The organism is Kitasatospora sp. NPDC034533 (assembly GCF_055575155.1).
Genome location: NZ_JBVITE010000032.1, coordinates 70,696 through 89,970, shown reverse-complemented (window position 1 = coordinate 89,970; position 19,275 = coordinate 70,696). Strand labels below are relative to the sequence as shown.

Below are 19,275 nucleotides of genomic sequence, written 5' to 3'. Positions count from 1 at the left end.
CCTCCCCCAACAAAAAAAACCCACAACCCACCCCCCCCCCCCCCCCCCCCCCCCCCCGTCCTGTGTCTCCTCCTTTGTTCCCCTTTTTCCTCGGCAAAGGGAAACCCCCAGCGAAGAAACAAACCCAACCCCCCACGGGGGTGGGGGTGGGGAAGCGCCACGGCCGAAGGCCTGGCGCTTCCCCACCCCTTCATCGGCATGCGAAGGGCCCGCACGTTCGGTGTCGAACGTGCGGGACCTTCCGCCGGGGAGGGCCTCAGCCCACGGAGGAGTAGGCGATGATGCCTCGGCGGAGGCCGTCGACGGCCTTGCGGGCGGTCCTGCGGAGTTCGGCGTCCTCGCCTGCCGCGTCCTGGATCTGGCCGAGGACGTCGATCAGCTGCTTGGTCCAGCGGACGAAGTCGCCGGCTGGCATGTCGGCGTCGCGCAGCACCTGGTCGAGGTTGTGGCCGAGCGCCCAGCGGTAGGCGACCCAGGCGAAGCCCAGGTCGGGCTCGCGCTGGCCGACGCCCTCGGCGGTGTTGATCCGGTGCTGCTCCTCCAGGGCGTCCAGGTGGCCCCAGATCCGGACCATCTTGCCCAGCGCCTCCTTGGCCGCGCCCTCCGGCACCCGGGGGGCGCCGGCGTCGTCGGACTGGCGCGCCTCGTAGACCAACGCCGAGGCGCAGGCGGCGAGTTCGGCGGCGGCCAGGCCGCTCCAGACGCCTTCGCGGATGCACTCGGAGGCGAGCAGGTCGAGTTCGCCGTAGAGCCGGCCGAGCCGCTTGCCGTCGTCGGTGACGGTGTCCCCGCTGAGGTAGCCGAGGTCGGTGAGCAGCGCGCAGACCCGGTCGAAGGTACGGGCGATGGTGTGGGTGCGCGAGCGCATCCGGCGCTCCAGCAGTTCCGTGTCGCGGTGCAGCCGGTGGTAGCGCTCGGCCCAGCGGGCGTGGTCCTCGCGGTCGGAGCAGCCGTGGCAGGGGTGCCGGCGCAGCTCGGTGCGCAGCCGGGTGATCTCCGGGTCGTCGGCGGCGGCCGCGCGGCCGCGCCGGAACCGCTCGGGCTCCAGGTGGCCGGCCTTGGTGCGCAGTGCCGAGGCGAGGTCGCGCCGGGACTGCGGGCTACGCGGGTTGAAGGACTTGGGGATGCGCAGCCGCTCGATCGCGACGACCGGGTACGGGAAGTCGATCATCGCGAGCCGCTTGACCTGGCGTTCGGCGGTGAGCACCACCGGGCGCGGGCCGTCCTGGAAGTCGGGGTGGCGCGGGCCGCCCCGGCCGGAGCGGTTGACCGGCGGCAGGCCCGGGTCGAGGACCAGGGCGAGGCCGGCGAACTTGCCGGTGGGGACGTGGATGACGTCGCCCGGCTTGAGCTGCTCGATCGACTCGACGGCGGCCGCGCGGCGCTGGCTGGTGCCCTCCCGGGCCAGCTCGTTCTCGCGGTCCTTGAGCCTGCGGCGCAGCTCCATGTACTCGTCGAAGTCGCCGAGGTGGCAGGTCATCGACTCGCGGTAGCCCTCCAGCCCCTCCTCGTTGCGCTGCACCTGGCGGGCGATGCCGACCACCGAGCGGTCCGCCTGGAACTGGGCGAAGGACGTCTCCAGCAGCTCGCGCGAGCGGTGCCGGCCGAACTGGGAGACCAGGTTGACGGCCATGTTGTACGAGGGCCGGAACGAGGACTTCAGCGGGTAGGTGCGGGTGCCGGCCAGGCCGGCCAGCGCCTCCGGGTCGAGGCCCCGCTGCCAGAGCACCACCGCGTGGCCCTCGATGTCGATGCCGCGCCGCCCGGCCCGGCCCGTGAGCTGGGTGTACTCGCCGGGGGTGATGTCGGCGTGGGTCTCGCCGTTCCACTTGACCAGCTTCTCCATGACCACCGAGCGGGCGGGCATGTTGATGCCGAGCGCCAGGGTCTCGGTCGCGAAGACGGCCTTGACCAGGCCCTTCACGAAGAGCTCCTCGACGACCTCCTTGAACCGGGGCAGCATCCCGGCGTGGTGGGCGGCGATGCCGCGCTCCAGCCCGTCCAGCCACTCGAAGTAGCCCAGGACGTGCAGGTCCTCGTCCGGGATGTCGGCGCAGCGCTCCTCGACGACGGCGCGGACCTGGGCGCGCTCGGAGTCCTTGTTGAGCCGCAGCCCGGAGCTGAGGCACTGCTGGACGGCGGCCTCGCAGCCGGCCCGGCTGAAGATGAAGGTGATCGCGGGCAGCAGGCCCTCGGCGTCGAGCCGGTCGATGACGTCCACCCGGCCCGGCGTCCAGACCCGCCCGGGACGACCGTTGGGCATCGAGCGGCCCCGGCCGCGGCCGAAGCGGTCGCGCGGATTGCGGTCGAGTTCGGAGCGGGCGAGCCGGACCAGTTCGGGGTTGACGGCCTTGCCCGGGTTCTTCAGGTGGTGCTTGGGGCGGCCGTCCCGGTCGGGGTCGGCGAACAGGTCGTACATCCGGTTGCCGGCCATCACGTGCTGCCACAGCGGCACCGGCCTGGTCTCGGAGACGATCACCTTGGTGCCGCCGCGCACGGTGTCCAGCCAGTCGCCGAACTCCTCGGCGTTGGAGACGGTCGCGGAGAGCGAGACGAGGGTGACCGACTCGGGGAGGTGGATGATGACCTCCTCCCAGACGGCGCCGCGGAAGCGGTCGGCGAGGTAGTGCACCTCGTCCATCACGACGTAGCCGAGGCCGTCGAGGGTGCTGGAGCCCGCGTAGAGCATGTTGCGCAGCACCTCGGTGGTCATGACCACCACGGGGGCGTCACCGTTGACGGAGTTGTCGCCGGTGAGCAGGCCGACCTTGGCGGCGCCGTAGCGCTTGACCAGGTCCCCGTACTTCTGGTTGGAGAGCGCCTTGATCGGCGTGGTGTAGAAGCACTTGCGACCGGAGGCCAGAGCCAGGTGCACGGCGAACTCGCCGACGATGGTCTTTCCCGAGCCGGTGGGGGCGGCGACCAGGACACCGGCTCCGGCCTCCAGCGTCCGGCAGGCCTCCAGCTGGAAGTCGTCCAGCGGGAAGTCGTACAGCTCCTGGAAGCCGTGCAGGGCGGTGGCCTGCACCTGGGCCCGTCGACGGCTGGCCGCGTAAGCCTCGGCGGGGCTGAGCTCCTGGTCGTCCTGGGGCTCGGGCTGGGGGGTGTTCATCGCCGTCCGGGTGTGATTGGTGTGATCTCGCATCTCAGCCTGAGGTTACCCGGGTGGGCTGACATCGATAGCACGGTTTTCGGAGCCCGGCGGTCCCCAGCGGTCCCCAGCCCTTGAGGCCACGCCCCCCGGCCCCTGGAATCCGCCGTCCTCGACCCGTGCGACCGCCCTCAGTCCTTCAGCAGCTCCGCCAGCCCGTCCGCCAGCCGCTCGTACTCCCCCGCCCGGTTGTACAGCTGCGCGCTGATCCGCAGCACCCCGCCGCCGGCCCACGGGCGGACGGCGATCCGGGTGCCGAGCTGCTGCCACACCTCGGCCGTCAGCGCCCTGGCCCGCGTCTCGGTCTCGCCGTGCCCGGCCGGCAGCCGGACGGTGCGCATCCACACCCCGGCCGTCCCGGGCAGCGGCGCCAGGCCGGCCCGTTCGACCAGGGTCCGCCGGCCGTACCCGGCGAGCGCGGTGTTGTGCGCCGCCACCGCCGCGTGGCCGAGCTCGCGCAGCAGCGCGAAGCCGGCCGGGGCGGCCAGCCAGGGCGTGTAGTCGCAGGTGCCGCGCCACTCGACGTTGCCCGGGAAGCCCTTGTCGTGCTCCCAGGACAGTGCCAGCGGGCGCACCCGGCCGGTCCACTCGGGGCGGACGGCGAGCACCCCGGTGGCGCGCGGGGCGAAGGCCCACTTGTGCAGGTTGCCGAACCAGAAGTCGGCGTTCGGGTCGATCGGGGCGGGCAGCATGCCGGGCGCGTGGGCGCCGTCCACCACGGTGGTCACGCCGCGGGCGCGCAGTTCGGCGAGCAGGGCCGGGCCTGCCACCAGGCGGGCGGTGGGCGAGGTGAGCTGGTCCAGGATCGCGACGGTGGTGCGCTCGTCGACGGCGGCGAGCACCGCCTCCCGGACGGCGTGCTCGTCCGGGGCGTCCAGCGGCACCGGGGCCACCACCACCTCGGCGCCGGTCTCGGCGGCCTTGCGGGCCGCGGCCCGGATCACCGCGCCGTAGCCGTGGTCGGTGACCAGGATCCGGTCGCCGGGTGCGAGCGGGACGCTGTCCAGGGCGATCGCGACCGCCTCGGTGACGTTGGCGACCAGCGCCAGCCGGTCCGGGTCGGCGTCCAGCGCGGCGGCGATCAGGGCCCGCGCGGCGGCGACCCGGGCCGGGAGGTCGGCGAAGAAGCCGTCCGGGTCCCGCTCGTGCTCGACGCGCAGCCGCTCCTGGACGCGCTGGACGGGGACGGGCACGGCGCCGAACGAGCCGTGGTTCAGGTGGGCGGTCCGCGCCGACACGCTGAACAGCCCGTCGGCGGCCGGCAGCGGGGCCGGGGGTTCGGCGGTCCACAGGTCCTCGGTCACGGCTTCCTCCGTTGGCCGGCCCGCCGATCGCCACAGGGAACGGCGTGTGACATTGCACATGTCAGGCTAGTGGCCGGACCGTATGCCGCGCGACCACTCCCGTGGGCCGGGCCTCGGGGAATCCGTTGCGCCGCCCCGGCCGGACTGCCACACTCCGCTTGATCACCTGGTCACCGTCCGATCCGGGCGGACCAGCGCAACGGGGGGAGAACGCGGATGAGGATCGACCGACCCGGCCCGGTCGGGCAGCGGCAGTGGACGCCACTGACCGCGGGCAACGCCGGACTCGCCTTCGGACTGGAGCTCGGCCTGCTGGCGGCGCTCTGCTACTGGGGCTTCAAGACCGGGCCCAACCTGGGCCTGCGGCTGCTGCTCGGGCTCGGCGCGCCGGCCCTGGCGGCCGTCGTCTGGGCGCTGTTCCTGGCCGCGGGCGGACCGACCTTCCGGCTGCCGGTGGCCGCCGAGATCGTGGTCAAGCTGCTGGTCCTCGGCACCGGGGCACTGGCCCTGCACGCCACCGGGCGGACCACCCTCGCCGTCGTGTACGCCGCGCTGGTGGTGATCAGCGTGAGCCTGGACTACACCGTCGGCTGACGGCCGGGCGGCACCGGCACCGCGGTTCCCGGTGGTCCGTACCGCGACGTCCCGGTGCGCCGTGCCGCGCGAAGGCCCCGGATCCCCCCGACGAAAAGGGATCCGGGGCCTGCTCAGGTGCCCGGGCCTGCTCATGTGCCCTGCTCAGGTTCCCCGGCCTGCTCATGTGCCCTGCTCGGGCGCAGGGGCCTGCCCATGTGCCCGGGCCTGCCCAGCGCCGGTCAACGCCCCAGGCCGCGGGCGGTCCGCGCGGCGGCGGCCACCCCGAGGACGGCGATCGCGGCGATCCCGAAGGCCATGTACCGGGCCGAGTCGACCGGGTCCCCGCCCAGGCTGACCAGCGTGCCGGCCAGCGCCGAGGTCACCGAGATCGCGATCAGCTGGGTGGTGTTGATCGCCGCGGCCGCCTTGCCGCCCTCGGCCGGATCGCTGCTGCTGCGCATCGCGGCCACGCTCAGGTGCGGGAAGGCCAGCCCGATCCCGGTGCCGGCGGCGAACAGCGCCACCGCCCACAGCAGCACCCGCGGCCCGGAGGCGTGCGCGGTCTGCGTCAGCCCGTAGACCAGCAGACCGGCGAGCAGCACCAGCGGGGCGACCCGGATGGCCAGGGCCCGGCCGCGCGCGGACTCGATCCCGACGCTGAACAGCTGGGCGGTGGTCCAGCCGGCCGAGGTCGTGGCGCCGAGGAACCCGGCCATCAGCGGGCCGAGGCCGCCCAGTTGCTGGCCGAACAGCGGGATGAAGTTCTCCGCCACCACGCCCGCGCAGAGCACCGCGACGGTCAGGTAGAGCCACTTCAGCGGGCTGCCGGCCCGGTACGTCCGCTGCGGCAGCACCGTCGCCCTCGCCCGCCGTTCGACCGCCACGAAGCCGATCAGCAGCGCCAACCCGGCGAGCAGGCAGACCGCCGTCGGCCAGCCGCTCGGCACGGTCGAGCTGATGCTGAAGGCGGCCGCCGCCAGGGTGAGCAGCAGCAGCGAGGCCAGCGGCACCGGGCCGCTCGCCTGCCCCGCGCCGGAGCGCCCGGGCAGCACCCGGCGGGCCAGCCCCGCCAGCACCAGCGCGGCGGCCAGCAGCAGCACGTACCCCCAGCGCCAGGCGCCGAGTTGGGCGAAGAGCCCGCCCAGCGACGGCCCGACCAGGGTGCCGACGCCCCACATCGCGGAGACCAGCCCGGCACCCCGGGTCCACAGCCGCTCCGGCAGCGCGCTGCGGATCACCGCGTAGCCGAGCCCGGACAGCAGTCCGCCGCCGAGCCCCTGCACCACCCGGCCGATGATCAGCGCCGCCATCGACGGGCTGAGCGCGTTGACCACCGCGCCCGCGCCGAACACCAGGAAGCCCAGGACGTAGGCCTGGGAGGCGCCGAGCCGGTCCAGCGCCCGGCTGACCAGCATCGAGGCGATGACGGCGGCCATCAGGAAGCCGGTGGCCACCCAGGCGTAGTACCGCTCGCCACCGATGTCGGTGACGATCGAGGGCATCAGCGCGGCGGTGAAGTAGAGGTTCATCGCGTACAGCGCGACGCCGCCCGCCAGGATCGAGGCGGAGGCGGCGTACCGGCGGGAGAAGAGTTCGCGCCACCCTCCGGGGGCTCCGGTGGACGGCGGTTCGGCCGGGTAACTTCCCAGCTCGGCACGGTCGGTGCCGTTCTTCACGGCGGCTGATTCGGTCATGTCCGGTACGCTAGGACTTCAAGATAACTTGAAGTCAAGGAGCCGACATGACCACCGCTCCGGTCGATCTGCTGAGCGTCGGCGAGGTGGCCCGGAGGGCCGGCATCGCCACCTCCGCGGTGCGTTTCTACGAGGAGCAGGGGCTGATCTCCTCCGAGCGCACCGCGGGCAACCAGCGGCGCTACCGGCGGCACGTGCTGCGCCGGATCTCGCTCATCCTGGTCGCCAAGCGGCTCGGCATCCCGCTCGCCGAGGTCGCCGAGGCCTTCGCCGGACTGCCCGAGGACCGGATGCCCGCCAAACACGACTGGGAGCGCATCTCCCGGCACTGGGCCGAGCAACTGCGCGCCCGCCGGATCGAGTTGGAGCGGCTGGAGGGCGAGTTGACCGGCTGCATCGGCTGCGGCTGCGTGTCGCTGCGCCGCTGCCGGGTGCTCAACCCGGGCGACGAACTGGCCGCCGAGGGCCCGGGGCCGCGCCTGCTGCTGCCGGAGGAGGCGCCGCCCTCCGCCGAGGACTGAGCGGTGGGCCCGGTCGGACGCGGCCCTCGCAGGGTTCCCCGCCGCGCCCGACCGGGGGTCTCGATGTCCGCCCCGGTCTTCGGGACGTGGCGGGCACTCGACGGCGTCCCGCATGATCAGTAACATAGTAATGTGAAATTGCACTGCACAAGAGGTGGCGCCATCCGTTACCGAGCTGTGTCCGTGCCGCCCGCATCTGTGAGGCGCAACTGAACTTGGCCAAGCGCCAGTTGATCTGACCAAACATGTGGCAAGCCGCCATTCAAAGTGGCCAACATTGGGGGGTGATCGTGAAGTCACCGAATGTGACCGGCGTTAGTGCCGGGTTCAGCGTCGTCTACGTCGACGCAGTGGGAGCTGAGCATCAGGTCCCCTTGGAGGCCGCGGGCGGGGTGCCCTTCGAGGCCGGCCGGCCTGTCCGGTCGCTCCCTTCCTACCGGGGTCAGCGGAACTATCCAGGTTGGTACTGGTCCGCGACGGTGGGCGGCCATGTCGGGTACGAGTCGTGGGTAGAGCGGGACCACCTGGTCGCCCTCGACTTCGACCCCGCCGTGGTGGGGATCGCCTCCCAGCCGTTCTGGCTGGTGTGGGACCAGGGTGGCCGGCGGCCGCGTCGGCATGCCCCGGACTTCTTCGTACGGTTGGCGGACGGCGGGGTCCTGGTGCTGGACTCGCGACCGCTGGACCGGATTTCGGACCGGGACCGCGAGGCGTTCGCCGCGACGGAGACGGCGTGCGCGGAACTCGGATGGCACTACGCGGTGTGGGGTGCGATGGACGGCGTGGTGGTGGCCAACCACCGCTGGCTGTCCGGGTATCGGCACCCGCGGTGCTTCGACGCGGCGGTAGCGGAGCGCTTGCGTGAGGTGTTCGCGTTCCCCAACGCACTGATGCCGGGCGCCGAGTTGGCCGGGGATCCGATCCGGGTCCTTCCGGTCCTCTTCCACCTGATGTGGTGCCACCTACTGGTGGCGGATCTGTCGCTGGTCCTCGGTGACCGCACCGTCGTCCGTGCCGCGAGCGAGGTGCGCTGTGGCTGAGCCGGGTGGTGTGCTTCGGGTGGATGACCGCGTACTGTTCGACGGCGCCGAGCACCAGGTGGTGGCACTGGCGGGTAACGCGGTGCGGCTGATGTCGGTGTCGGGCCAGGCCAGCGTGGTGGCGCTGCCTCATCTGCTGGCCGCCTCGGACTTCGCGCTGCTGGGCTCGGCGGAGCCGCCGGTCCGCCGCCCACTGGTCTCCGACGGACTGATGGAGTCGGTGCCGAAGGCTGCCGCGGAGCGGGCGAGGATGTGGGAAAGCCACCTGGTCGAGGTCGAGACCGGCCTTCCCCTCGACGCGGAGCCGGGTGCGCTTCCCCGGCCCGAGTACGACCCCAACCGGCGGTCGCTCGCCGAGCGTGAGGCGGCGAAGGCCGCCGAGTTGCGCGCGATGGGCGTGCGGGCGAGCGTGCGGACGGTCGGCCGGATGCGCCAGCGCTACCGGGAGCGGGGGCTCTGGGGTCTGGTGGATACCCGGCACGCGCGGCCCACGAGCGGGACGGGGCGGGTGGATCCGCGTGTGGTCGCTGCCGCTGCAGCGGTGATCGACGCCCAGACAGCGACGTCGACCGGCACGAAGTCCCGTGCGTGGTCGCAGGTCGTGCGTCGTTTGGAAGACGAGTACGGGCCGGGGATGGTGCCGCTTCCGTCGATGCGAACGGCTCAGCGGCTGCTGGACCGGCTCGCGGAGGGGAAGCACACGTTCGGCTCGGCGGTGACGCGGCGCCAGACGGCCAACCGTCCGGCGGGGGTGTTCACGCCGACCTCGGCGGCGAGGCCCGGCGAGCAGGTGCAGATCGACGTGACGCCGCTGGATGTGATGGCGGTGATGGACGACGGGGTGACCGCCCGTGCGGAGTTGATCGCCGCGATCGACATCGCCACGCGGACAATCTGCGCGGCCGTATTGCAGCCGGCCGGCACCAAGGCCGTGGACGCTTCGCTGCTGCTGGCGCGGATGATGGTGCCCGAGCCGATGCGGCCGGGCTGGGAGCACGTGCTGCGGATGTCGACGTCCCGGATCCCGCACGCGCGGCTGGTGGAGGTCGACCGGCGCTTGGAGCTGGCTGCCGCGAAGCCGGTGATCGTGCCGGAGACCGTGGTGGTGGACCACGGCAAGGTCTTCGTCTCGGAGACGTTCCTGCGGGCGGCGCGAACGCTCGGGGTTTCCGTCCAGCCCGCCCGTCCCCGCACTCCGACCGACAAGGGTGTGATCGAGCGGACCTTCGAGTCCATCAACACCCTGTTCTGCCAGCATGTTTCCGGCTACACCGGTCGGGACGTGACCCGCAGAGGCGCGGACGTGGACGAACGGGCCGTGTGGTCGGTGGCCGATCTCCAGGAACTACTGGACGAGTGGATCGTGGCCGGCTGGCAGATGCGTCCGCACGAGGGACTTCGGCACCCGTTCACCCCGGATCGCGCGCTGTCTCCCAACGAGGTCTACGCCGCTCTGGTGGCCGCCGCCGGCTACGTGCCGATCACCCTTACCGGCGAGGACTACATCGAGTTGCTGCCGGCCCAGTGGCGCGCGATCGGTGACGCCGGCGTCCAGATCGACTACCGCACCTACAACAGCCCGGAGTTGGCGCCCTACCGGCACGCTCCGTCCGGCGTCGCCGCGAAGGGCGACCGCTGGGAGGTCCACTACGACCCCTACGACCTGACCCGGGTCTTCGTCCGCGACCACCGCGGGAGCGGATGGATCACTGTCCCATGGACTCACCACGCCCTCGTGCGGCAGCCGTTCGCCGACTTCACGTGGCGCCAGGCCCGGAAGATCGCCGCCGGTCGTGGCGTGGACGACGCGAACGAGACAGCGGTGGCCGTGGTGCTGGCCGCCTTGCTGCGGAAGGCTGAGGAGGGGCCCGCACGGGCCAGCCGCGCGCTTTCCCGCTCCCGCACCGCGACCGCCCTGCCCAACCGGATGCCGGTGGCCCTGCCGTCCGCCCCGGAGCCGGTCGCGTTGCCAGCACCCGAACCCGCACGGCCCGAACCAGAGGATCCGGACGAGTCCGTGGACGCGCCGTCGTCCGGCACGATCGTGCCGTTCGGCCTGTTCGACCCCTTCGCCGAGGACGGGGGTCGAGCGTGAGCTACCCGAGCATCGACCCGTCGCGGCACCCGTTGACCACGAAGGAGGGCTGGCGGGCGTTCGTGGCCAAGCCCAGTCCGCAGCCGCCGATTCTGCTGCCGATCAAGGACAGAGACCGGCTGGACGACGTCGAGCGGGAGATCTACGACGACGGGCGGCGCGACTACCACAGTGAACTGCTGCTGGTGGCCACGCCCGACATCCGCCGGATCACCAGCGTCGGGTCCAAGCTCATCGTGGGCAACCGCGGCAAGCAGCTCGGCCGGCGCGGGCTGATCGTCTCCGGTCCGAGCGGCACGGGCAAGAGCACATCCATCGTCCAACTCGGCAAGAAGCACCAGATCGACCTGGAACGCCGCTCGCCCGGTGTCACCGACCGCATCCCGGTCGTATACATCATCGTCCCGCCGGCCGCGACGCCGAAGATGCTGGCCATCGAGATGGCCAACTTCCTCGGCCTGCCGGTCTCCGCCCGCGACAGCCAACACTCCATCACCCAGGCCGTTGCCACCGTCCTGCGTCAGGTCCGGTGCAGCCTGGTCCTGGTCGACGAGATCCACCGACTCGACCTTCGCACCCGCGCCGGAGCCCAGGCATCGGACCAGTTGAAATACTTCTTCGACAGCATCAGTGCCACGTTCGTCTACGCCGGCCTGGAACTCCAGGAACACGGCATGTTCTCCGGCATGCGGGGCCGCCAGATCGCCGGGCGGTTCGTCACCGTCACCACCTCGTCGTTCAACTACGTCACCCCGGCCCAGAAGGACGACTGGGCCAAGCTGGTGGCGACCATGGAGCAGGCCCTGCGACTGCACCACCACCGTCACGGCACCCTGATCGAGCTCGCCCCCTACCTCTACCAGCGCACCGGCGGCATGATCGGCAGCCTCGACCAGCTCATCCACGACGCGGCCAACGAGGCGATCGACACCGGCACCGAGAAGATCACCAGGAAGGTCCTCGACTCGGTGATCCTCGACACCGCCGCCCAGGAGCAGTACGACCCCCACCCCGTCCCCCGTCAGCGGACCTCTCGGGGGTCGCGATGAGGATCAAACGCTGGCAGCAGGAAGCCCGCCAACTCCCGGTCACCGTCCGCCCGGTCTTCGGAGAGACCGTCCTCTCCCTGACCCGAAGGCTCAGCGCAGCCAACGGCCTGCCCGCGACCATGGTCCTGCGAGCGATGGGCGAGTGGGGGCCCGGCGGAACCGGCATGCACGTCTTCGACCGGGACGCCAAGCCCAACCGCCTGGCCCTCGAACGCCTCGCCACCATGTCCGGCATCCCCGCCAGCAGGCTGTCCGGCCTGCTGCCCGGCATCCACGAAGCCCAGGTCCCCCGCCTTCCCACCGACTACCCGGCCCTGCGGTGGTTCCGGCCCTGGCCCGAGGCCCAGCCGATCTGCCGAAGCTGTGCCCTTCGCCATCAGGGCCCGACCCCGCTGGGCCGACAGCTCGATTCGACAATGATGTGCCACCGCCACCAGCGATGGATCCGCTGGCAACAGGTCGACGTCTCCGGTGACCCGGCGATCAGCGACGCCTACCGACGCTACCTCCGCCTCATGGAATCAGCGCAGGTGGATCGGCCATGGCTCCGCGGGCAGTTCAAGGTCGCCGGCGACGTCGTCAACACCTGGGTCGTCCGCTCACGTCGGCATCCTCAGCTCGCCGACCGATGGCAGCGCAGGGTTCGAGCCCTTCGGCTGGCCTGGCACGACCACCCAGTCGTCCGCTTCCCCGAAACCGTCGACCTCGCAGAGATCACCACTGATCTCACGATCCGCCGCGAGATCGCCGTGACACACGAGTGGGAGCTCCCTAAGTTCTTCGCCCTGGTCGCCCACAAGACGGGTGCCGACGAAGAAGAACTCTCATACCCGTACGACTTCTTCTGTCTCCGCCGTTGGGTCAACAACCACCGCCACCGCTTCACAGAGGCGCGCAACCGCTACGTGGTGCAACGACTGAGCGAGCCCAACCCACCCCTACCAGAAATTGGCCACTTCAAATGACGCGCTCTCCCCCAAACCCAGCCACACAAAGTGGCCAACCGCAGGTCAGCAACACAGCAGTTGCCAGAACGAATGACGCATCACAGCATCTCCCCAGCCCCGTCCAGGAGTTCACCGGTGACCCTGCCTCCGACCGGCCTGAACACCGGGAGCCACGACCTCCCGGTCTCCCCCGCCCTCGCCTCCTTCATGGGCGCCCACTGGGCCGCCACCCCGCTCCCCGCCGACCGGCGCGTCCCCGGCTACGACCGCTTCCCCGGCCGCCGCGCCCGGCTCTCCGCCGCCTTCCCCGGCGAGCGGCTGGTCGTGCCGGCCGGCCGGCTCAAAGTCCGCTGCAACGACCTCGACCACCGCTTCCGCCCGCACAGCGCGTACGTCTGGCTCACCGGCCTCACCGGCGAGGACCAGGCCGACCACGTCCTGGTCCTCGAACCGGCCGGCCCCGAGGGCCACGAGCCGGTCCTCTACCTGCGGCCCCGCTCCCCGCGCGACGGCGGCGAGTTCTACCGCGACCGCCGCTACGGCGAGTTCTGGGTCGGGGCCCGGCCCGACCTCGCCGAGGCGGCCCGGCTCACCGGAGTGCGCACCGAACACCTCGACGACCTCGGCAAGCTGCTCTCCGGCCCGCAGCCGCCGACCCGGGTGCTGGCCGACACCGACCCGCTGGTCGACGAGGCCACCGGGCGGCGCGGACCCTCCGTGCGGGACGGCGAACTGGCCGCCGTCCTCTCGGAGTTGCGCCTGGTCAAGGACGAGTGGGAGATCGGCCAGCTGCAACTGGCCGTCGACCACACCACCACCGGCTTCGAGGACGTCGTCCGCGCCCTGCCCACCGCCCTGCGCCACCACCGCGGCGAACGCTGGATCGAGGGCGTCTTCGACCTGCGCGCCCGCGCCGAGGGCAACGGCACCGCCTACACCACCATCGCCGCCTCCGGGGCCCACGCCTGCGTCCTGCACTGGATCCGCAACGACGGCGCGCTCGACCCGAACTCCCTGCTGCTGCTGGACGCCGGCGTCGAGACCGACACCCTCTACGCCGCCGACATCACCCGCACCCTCCCGCTCAGCGGCACCTTCAGCCCGGTCCAGCGCCAGGCCTACGACCTGGTCCTCGCCGCCCAGAGCGCCGGCATCGCGGCCCTGCGCCCCGGCGCCCGGTTCCGCGACTTCCACCGCGCGGCGATGCGGGTGATCGCCGAGGGCCTGGCCGACTGGGGTGTCCTGCCCGTGTCCGCCGAGGAGGCCCTCGCCGAGGACAACGGCCTGTACCGCCGCTACACCCTCTGCGGCAGCGGCCACATGCTCGGCCTCGACTACCACGACTGCGCCAAGTCCCGCGCGGACCGCTACCTCGACGGCACCCTGGAGGCGGGCATGGTCCTCACCGTCGAACCCGGCCTCTACCTCCAGCCCGACGACGAGACCCTCCCCGCCGAACTCCGCGGCCTCGGCATCCGCATCGAGGACGACCTGGTCATCACCGAGGACGGCGCCCACCTGATGTCCGGCGCCCTGCCCAGGGCGGCCGCGGACGTCGAATCCTGGATGGCCGGCCTGCTCGGCTGAGCACGGGAGCGGGCGATCAAGCCACCTTGATCGCCCGCTCCCCCTGCCGGACGGTGACCTCCACCTCGCCACCGATGGCGGCGGCGTGGGCCCGCAGGTTGTCCAGGCTGTCCACCTGCCCGTGTTCGATCTGCGACACCCGCGCCTGGCTCATCCCCATCAGCACCGCCACCTCCTTCTGAGTGAGGTCGGCCGCCTTCCGCATCTCGGCCGGCTCATGACCGCGAATCCGGGCCAGGTTCTCCTTCCGGATCCGAGCCCGGTCCGCCGCCGCCTCCGGCGAGGCCGACCAGGGGTTGATCCGCTGCGCCTCAGCCCACACTTCGGTCCAGCTACGGCCCTTCATCAGCGCGCTCGGTTCCGTTGCCCCACCCCCACGGGGGACGACACTCGCAGACCCGCACCCCCGGCGGGCTACTCCCGCGCCGCCCGCCACAGATCGGTGACGATCGCCTCCGCCGGGCCGGGCTGCGCCAGGCGGTGCGCCGTGCCGGCCCAGAGGTGCATGGCGTCGGTGTCGCCGCGGCGGGCGGCGGCGGTGCGCAGCGGGGAGGTGAGGTGGTGGACCTCGGGGTAGGCGGCCGGGGCGTACGGGCCGTAGCGGTCGATGAAGGCGTTGCGCAGGCCGCGGGCCGGGCGGCCGGTGAAGGCGCGGGTGACGGCCGTCTCCCGGAGTTCGGTGAGCGCCGCCCGGTGCGCGGCCGGGGCGCCGGACTCGTCCGAGCGCAGCAGCGCCGTGCCCAGCTGCACCGCCACCGCCCCCGCCCGCAGCGCCGCCGCGATGGCCGCGCCGTCGCCGAGCCCGCCCGCGGCGACCAGCGGCAGCGCCGTCACCTCCCGTACGGCCGGCAGCAGTTCGAGCAGCGGCAGCTCTCCCGGCCGGTCCGTCACCCGGTGGGTGCTCCGGTGCCCGCCCGCCTCCGGGCCCTGCACGCACAGCGCGTCCATCCCGACGGCCTGCGCCGCCAGCGCCTCCCGCGGCGTGGTGACGGTGGCGATCTGGGTCGTCCCGGCCGCCCGCAGCGCCGCGGCCTCCTCGGCCGTCGGCAGCCCGAAGGTGTACGACACCACCGGCACCGGGTCCGCGAGCAGCAGGGCGAGCTTGGCCTCCCAGGCGTCCCGGTCCGGCCCGATCTCCTCCGGCAGCGCCACGCCCCATCGCTCGGCCTCGGGCAGCAGCCGCTCCCGGTAGGCCTCGACCACCGCCGGGTCCGCGGGTGCGCCCGGCACGAAGAGGTTCACCCCGAACGGCCGGTCGGTCGCCTTCCGTACGGCGGCGATCTGCTCGGCCAGCACCTCGACGGTCTTCATGCCGGCGGCCAGGAACCCGAGCCCGCCCGCCCGGTTCACCGCCACGACCAGGTCGGGCGTCGAGGGGCCACCCGCCATCGGGGCACCGATCACCGGTACGGCGAGTTCGTCGAGTCGGACGGCCATCGGGCGCTCCTCACACTGCTACGGGCACGGAACGGTCCCACCCTACGCTCAGCGGATCAGCCCCCGCCGCCTCGACTCCCGCACCGCCGCGGTGCGCGAGTCCACCCCCAACTTGGTGTAGATGTGCACCAGATGGGACTTCACCGTGGCCTGGCTCAGGTGCAGCCGCTGGCTCACCTGCTGGTTGGTCAGCCCGTCCGCGACCAGCCCCAGCACCTCGGTCTCCCGGGCGCTGAGCGCCGCCGCCGGCGTCCGCATCCGCTCCAGCAGCCGGTCCGCCACGCTGGGCGCCAGCGCGCTGCGCCCGGCCGCGGCGGCCCGGACGGCCTGGGCCAGCTCCTCCGGCGGCGCGTCCTTCAGCAGGTAGCCGGTGGCGCCCGCCTCCAGGGCGGGCAGGGTGTCCGCGTCGGTGTCGTAGGTGGTCACGACCAGCACCCGCGGCGCGCCCGCCCGGGCGGTGATCGCCGCCGTGGCCTGCGCCCCGTTCATCGCCGACCCCGGCCCGAACTGGAGGTCCATCAGCACCACATCCACGCCCGGCTCCGCCGCCAGCTCGACGGCCCGCTCGGCGGTGGCCGCCTCCGCCACGATGGCGAAGTCCGGCTCGCACTCCAGCACCGCCCGCAGCCCGGCCCGCACCACCGGGTGGTCGTCCGCGATGAGCAGCCGGATCACGAGCCCGCCTCCGGGCCCACCGGCAGCTGCACGGCCACCGTCGTCCCCTGACCGGGCGCCGACTCCACCGTGAAGCCGCCGCCGAGCGCCCGGGCCCGGGCCCGCATCGAGGGCAGCCCGAACCCGCCCTCCCCGCCCGTGCGGCCCGCGACCGCCGCCGGGTCGAACCCGGCCCCGTCGTCGAACACGTCCAGCGCCACTTCGCCCTCCATGTAGCTGAGAGTCACCTCGGCGCGCGCGGCTCCCGCGTGCCGGACGGTGTTGCCGAGCGCCGACTGCGCGATCCGCAGCAGCGCGACCTCCTGCGCGGCCGGCAGCCGGACCGGGCGGCCGGAGACGTGCAGGTGGACGGGCAGCGCGCCGTGCGCCGTCGTCGTCGCGCACAGCCGCTCCAGCGCGACCGGCAGCGGATCGCCGTCCAGCGCGGGCGGGGTGAGCGCCCGGACGAAGCTCCGGGCCTCCTCCAGGTTGTCCTGGGCGGCCTGCCGCGCCTGCTCGACGTACCCGGCGGCGGCCTCGGTGCGCTCCGGCAGGGCCCGCTGGGCCGCGCGCAGCAGCAGCTGGATGGAGCTGAGGCCCTGGGCGAGGGTGTCGTGGATCTCCCGGGCGAGCCGCTCGCGCTCGGCCAGCACCCCGGCCGCGTGGTGCGCGGAGGCGAGGTCGGCGCGGGCGGCGGTCAGCTCGTCGATCAGCCGGCGCCGCTCCTCGCTCTCCCGGTACAGCGCCTGGTAGCCGAGCACGGTGGCGGTGGCGACGGCCGCGCCGAGCGCGGGCCCGATCGAGGCGGCGAGGCTGAAGCTGTGCTGGTGCCAGGACCACGCGGCGATCGCCGCGGCGGCGGTCAGCCCGACGGCCACCGGCCCGCCGCGCCGCCCCAGCAGGTGCAGTTCCAGGAAGTACAGCGGGAACGCCAGCCAGACCCCGTCCTGGGTGGCGAGCAGCACGCCCGCCCAGGTGACGCCGAGCAGCGCCAGCCAGAGCCCGGCCGCCCGGCGCGAGCGCCGGACGGCGGCCAGCTGGGGCCCGACGGTGTAGACGGCGGCCATCGCGGTGGCCGCGGCCGCGACGGCGGCCGGATCGCCGCCCCGCTCGGCGAAGACGGCCCGGGCGACGGCGAGCGCCAGCAGGCCCGCCACGAGCAGGTGCAGGCAGACCTGGAGGACGCGGGCGACGGGGGTGGTTCTGGATCGTTCGGTCGCCATCCGCCCAGGGTAGGTTCTGCGCCCGGCTCGCGGCATCAATCAAAGGGTTGAACCCGGCCTCGGCCCTTCGATGCCCAGGATGCAATCCCCGGCGCGATGCCTCCGGGGCCCTCGGTCCACGACGGTGGGAGCGTCGGAAGTCCACCGCCTAGGAAAGGCCCGCCGTTGTTCGTCGCCTGGAGGGACCTGAGGTTCGCCAAGGGCCGGTTCGCCCTGATGGGAACCGTCATCGTGCTGATCACCGTCCTGGTCGGCCTGCTGTCCGGGCTGACGGCCGGGCTCGGCCGCCAGAACATCTCCGCCATCACCGGCCTGCCCGCCGACCACCTGGTCTTCGGCAGACCGGCGGACGGGCAGAAGCTCTCCTTCACCGACTCCCAGGTCACCCCCGACCAGTGGCAGGCCTGGGCCCGCGAGCCCGGCGTCACCTCCGCCCAGCCCCTCGGCATCACCACCACCAAGGCCGCCGCCGGGAAGCGCACCGCCGCGCTGTCCGCCTTCGGCGTCCCGGACGGCTCCGGGCTCGCCCCGCAGGGCGGCCTCATCGCCCCCGGCCGGGCGGTGCTCTCCAGGACCGCCGCCGAGAACCTGGGCGGCCTCGCTCCCGGCGCCGACTTCACCCTGGCCGGGCACCCGCTGCGGGTCGCCGCCGTCGAGGGCGACGCCGCGTACAGCCACACCCCGGTGGTCTGGACCAGCCTCGGCGACTGGCAGCAGGCCGCGCCCGGCGGCGCGGGCCACGCCACCGTCATCGCGCTCGGCACCTCGAAGGGCGCCGGCCTCGCCGCCGCCGACGCCCGCCACGGCACCGAGACCCGCACCCGCGACGACGCCCTCGCCGCGATCGGCTCCTACACCTCGGAGAACGGCTCCCTCCAGCTGATGCGCGGCTTCCTGTTCGCCATCTCGGCCCTGGTGATCGGCGCCTTCTTCACCGTCTGGACGATCCAGCGCAGCGGTGACATCGCCGTCCTCAAGGCCCTCGGCGCCTCCACCCGCTACCTGCTGCGCGACGCCCTCGGCCAGGCCGTCCTGCTGCTGGTCCTCGGCACCGTCCTCGGCACCGCGGTCGCCCTCGGCGCCGGCTCGCTGATCGGCTCCGCCGTCCCCTTCGTGCTGGACGCCCCGACCCTCCTGCTGCCCGCCGGCGTCATGATCGCCCTCGGCGCGATCGGCGCGGCCCTGTCCATCCGCCGGATCACCTCCGTCGACCCGCTGACCGCCCTGGGGAGTGCCCGATGAACGAGCGAAACGAAGTGACCATCGAAAGGTGCGCACGGGCGAACGCCCGCGCCGAGCGGAGCGGGGCCGCCGCATGAGCCTGACCCTCGACCGCGTCACCCTCACCTACCCGGACGGCGACGGCCGGCTCACCGCGCTCGACCAGGTCTCGCTGACCGTCCCCAAGGGCTCGGTCACGGCCGTCGTCGGCCCCTCCGGCTCCGGCAAGTCCAGCCTGCTGGCGGTGGCGGCCACCCTGATCGGCCCGGACTCCGGCCAGGTCGTGATCGACGGCACCGACACCGCAGGCCTCGGCCGGGCCGAACTCACCGCGCTGCGCCGCACCCGGATCGGCATCGTGTTCCAGCAGGCCAACCTGCTGCCCTCGCTCACCGCCGTCGAGCAGTTGCAGGTGATGGCCCACCTCGACGGCCGCTCCCCGCGCACCGCCCTGCCCCGCGCCCTGGAACTCCTGGACGCCGTCGGGCTGCGCGACCAGGCCGCCCGCCGCCCCCACCAGCTCTCCGGCGGCCAGCGCCAGCGGGTCAACATCGCCCGCGCCCTGATGAACGACCCCACGGTGCTCCTGGTGGACGAACCCACCAGCGCCCTCGACCACGAACGCGGCGCGGCCGTCCTGGACCTGCTCACCGACCTCACCCACCGCCGGGCCACCGCCACCGTCCTGGTCACCCACGACCGCACCCACCTGACGGCCGTCGACCAGATCGCCGAGGTCCGCGACGGCAGGCTCACGGTGCCGACGGCGGCGTGAC

Annotated in this window: 16 protein-coding genes; 9 read left to right on the top strand and 7 right to left on the bottom strand. The window is 73.1% G+C overall.

Annotation, left to right across the window (positions count from 1 at the left end; translation table 11 throughout):
• Positions 1–256: 256 nt before the first annotated feature.
• Together ACZ55U_RS22370 and ACZ55U_RS22365 are read right to left on the bottom strand one after the other, a co-directional pair.
• On the bottom strand, positions 257–3,112 hold the full coding sequence (locus ACZ55U_RS22370; protein WP_465528175.1) for a DEAD/DEAH box helicase: 2,856 nt from the start codon (positions 3,110–3,112) through the stop codon (positions 257–259).
• Between the two features lie 170 nt (positions 3,113–3,282).
• Positions 3,283–4,455 (bottom strand): aminotransferase class V-fold PLP-dependent enzyme, encoded by a 1,173-nt coding sequence (locus ACZ55U_RS22365; RefSeq protein ID WP_465528161.1) that lies wholly within the window; start codon positions 4,453–4,455, stop codon positions 3,283–3,285.
• Positions 4,456–4,671: 216 nt separating this feature from the next.
• On the opposite strand from ACZ55U_RS22365, the gene ACZ55U_RS22360 reads away from it, so the two are divergent.
• Entirely contained in the window at positions 4,672–5,049 is a 378-nt protein-coding gene (locus ACZ55U_RS22360; RefSeq protein ID WP_465528159.1) for a YrdB family protein, read from the top strand.
• Positions 5,050–5,270: 221 nt separating this feature from the next.
• On the opposite strand, the gene ACZ55U_RS22355 is transcribed toward ACZ55U_RS22360, so the two are convergent.
• Positions 5,271–6,725 carry an MFS transporter gene (locus tag ACZ55U_RS22355; RefSeq protein WP_465528157.1) on the bottom strand — a complete coding sequence of 485 codons (1,455 nt, stop codon included), beginning with the start codon at positions 6,723–6,725 and terminating at the stop codon, positions 5,271–5,273.
• 47 nt (positions 6,726–6,772) lie between these two features.
• On the opposite strand from ACZ55U_RS22355, the gene soxR reads away from it, so the two are divergent.
• The 6 genes from soxR to ACZ55U_RS22325 all read left to right on the top strand — a co-directional run bounded on the left by soxR (position 6,773) and on the right by ACZ55U_RS22325 (position 13,964).
• Complete coding sequence (gene soxR / locus ACZ55U_RS22350; RefSeq protein WP_465528155.1) at positions 6,773–7,246, top strand: redox-sensitive transcriptional activator SoxR; 474 nt, start codon at positions 6,773–6,775, stop codon at positions 7,244–7,246.
• A 284-nt stretch (positions 7,247–7,530) separates the two neighbouring features.
• On the top strand, positions 7,531–8,286 hold the full coding sequence (locus tag ACZ55U_RS22345) for a TnsA-like heteromeric transposase endonuclease subunit (protein ID WP_465528153.1): 756 nt from the start codon (positions 7,531–7,533) through the stop codon (positions 8,284–8,286).
• The gene (locus tag ACZ55U_RS22340; protein ID WP_465528151.1) at positions 8,279–10,381 is read left to right on the top strand and encodes a Mu transposase C-terminal domain-containing protein; all 2,103 of its coding nucleotides are present in this window, start codon (positions 8,279–8,281) and stop codon (positions 10,379–10,381) included. The genes ACZ55U_RS22345 and ACZ55U_RS22340 overlap by 8 nt, the downstream gene beginning before the upstream one ends.
• Positions 10,378–11,430: a TniB family NTP-binding protein gene (locus ACZ55U_RS22335; RefSeq protein ID WP_465528149.1), complete on the top strand. Its 1,053-nt coding sequence runs from the start codon at positions 10,378–10,380 to the stop codon at positions 11,428–11,430. Before ACZ55U_RS22340 ends, ACZ55U_RS22335 begins: the two co-directional genes overlap by 4 nt.
• Positions 11,427–12,395, top strand: a complete 969-nt coding sequence (locus tag ACZ55U_RS22330) for a TniQ family protein (RefSeq protein WP_465528147.1) — start codon at positions 11,427–11,429, stop codon at positions 12,393–12,395. Before ACZ55U_RS22335 ends, ACZ55U_RS22330 begins: the two co-directional genes overlap by 4 nt.
• Positions 12,396–12,467: 72 nt before the next feature.
• Positions 12,468–13,964 (top strand): aminopeptidase P family protein, encoded by a 1,497-nt coding sequence (locus ACZ55U_RS22325; protein WP_465528145.1) that lies wholly within the window; start codon positions 12,468–12,470, stop codon positions 13,962–13,964.
• A gap of 16 nt (positions 13,965–13,980) precedes the next feature.
• Here ACZ55U_RS22325 and ACZ55U_RS22320 read toward each other — a convergent pair whose 3' ends face one another.
• From ACZ55U_RS22320 to ACZ55U_RS22305, 4 genes are all read right to left on the bottom strand, one after another.
• A complete protein-coding gene (locus ACZ55U_RS22320; RefSeq protein ID WP_465528143.1) occupies positions 13,981–14,169 on the bottom strand; it encodes an XRE family transcriptional regulator in 189 nt (62 codons plus the stop codon).
• A gap of 209 nt (positions 14,170–14,378) precedes the next feature.
• Positions 14,379–15,401 carry a nitronate monooxygenase gene (locus tag ACZ55U_RS22315; RefSeq protein ID WP_465528141.1) on the bottom strand — a complete coding sequence of 341 codons (1,023 nt, stop codon included), beginning with the start codon at positions 15,399–15,401 and terminating at the stop codon, positions 14,379–14,381.
• Between the two features lie 48 nt (positions 15,402–15,449).
• Entirely contained in the window at positions 15,450–16,076 is a 627-nt protein-coding gene (locus tag ACZ55U_RS22310; RefSeq protein WP_465528139.1) for a response regulator transcription factor, read from the bottom strand.
• Entirely contained in the window at positions 16,073–17,278 is a 1,206-nt protein-coding gene (locus ACZ55U_RS22305) for a sensor histidine kinase (protein WP_465528137.1), read from the bottom strand. The genes ACZ55U_RS22310 and ACZ55U_RS22305 overlap by 4 nt, the downstream gene beginning before the upstream one ends.
• Positions 17,279–17,443: 165 nt before the next feature.
• On the opposite strand from ACZ55U_RS22305, the gene ACZ55U_RS22300 reads away from it, so the two are divergent.
• Both ACZ55U_RS22300 and ACZ55U_RS22295 read left to right on the top strand, forming a co-directional pair.
• Positions 17,444–18,520 carry an ABC transporter permease gene (locus ACZ55U_RS22300; RefSeq protein WP_465528135.1) on the top strand — a complete coding sequence of 359 codons (1,077 nt, stop codon included), beginning with the start codon at positions 17,444–17,446 and terminating at the stop codon, positions 18,518–18,520.
• 73 nt (positions 18,521–18,593) lie between these two features.
• Positions 18,594–19,274, top strand: a complete 681-nt coding sequence (locus ACZ55U_RS22295; protein WP_465528133.1) for an ABC transporter ATP-binding protein — start codon at positions 18,594–18,596, stop codon at positions 19,272–19,274.
• Position 19,275: the final 1 nt, after the last annotated feature.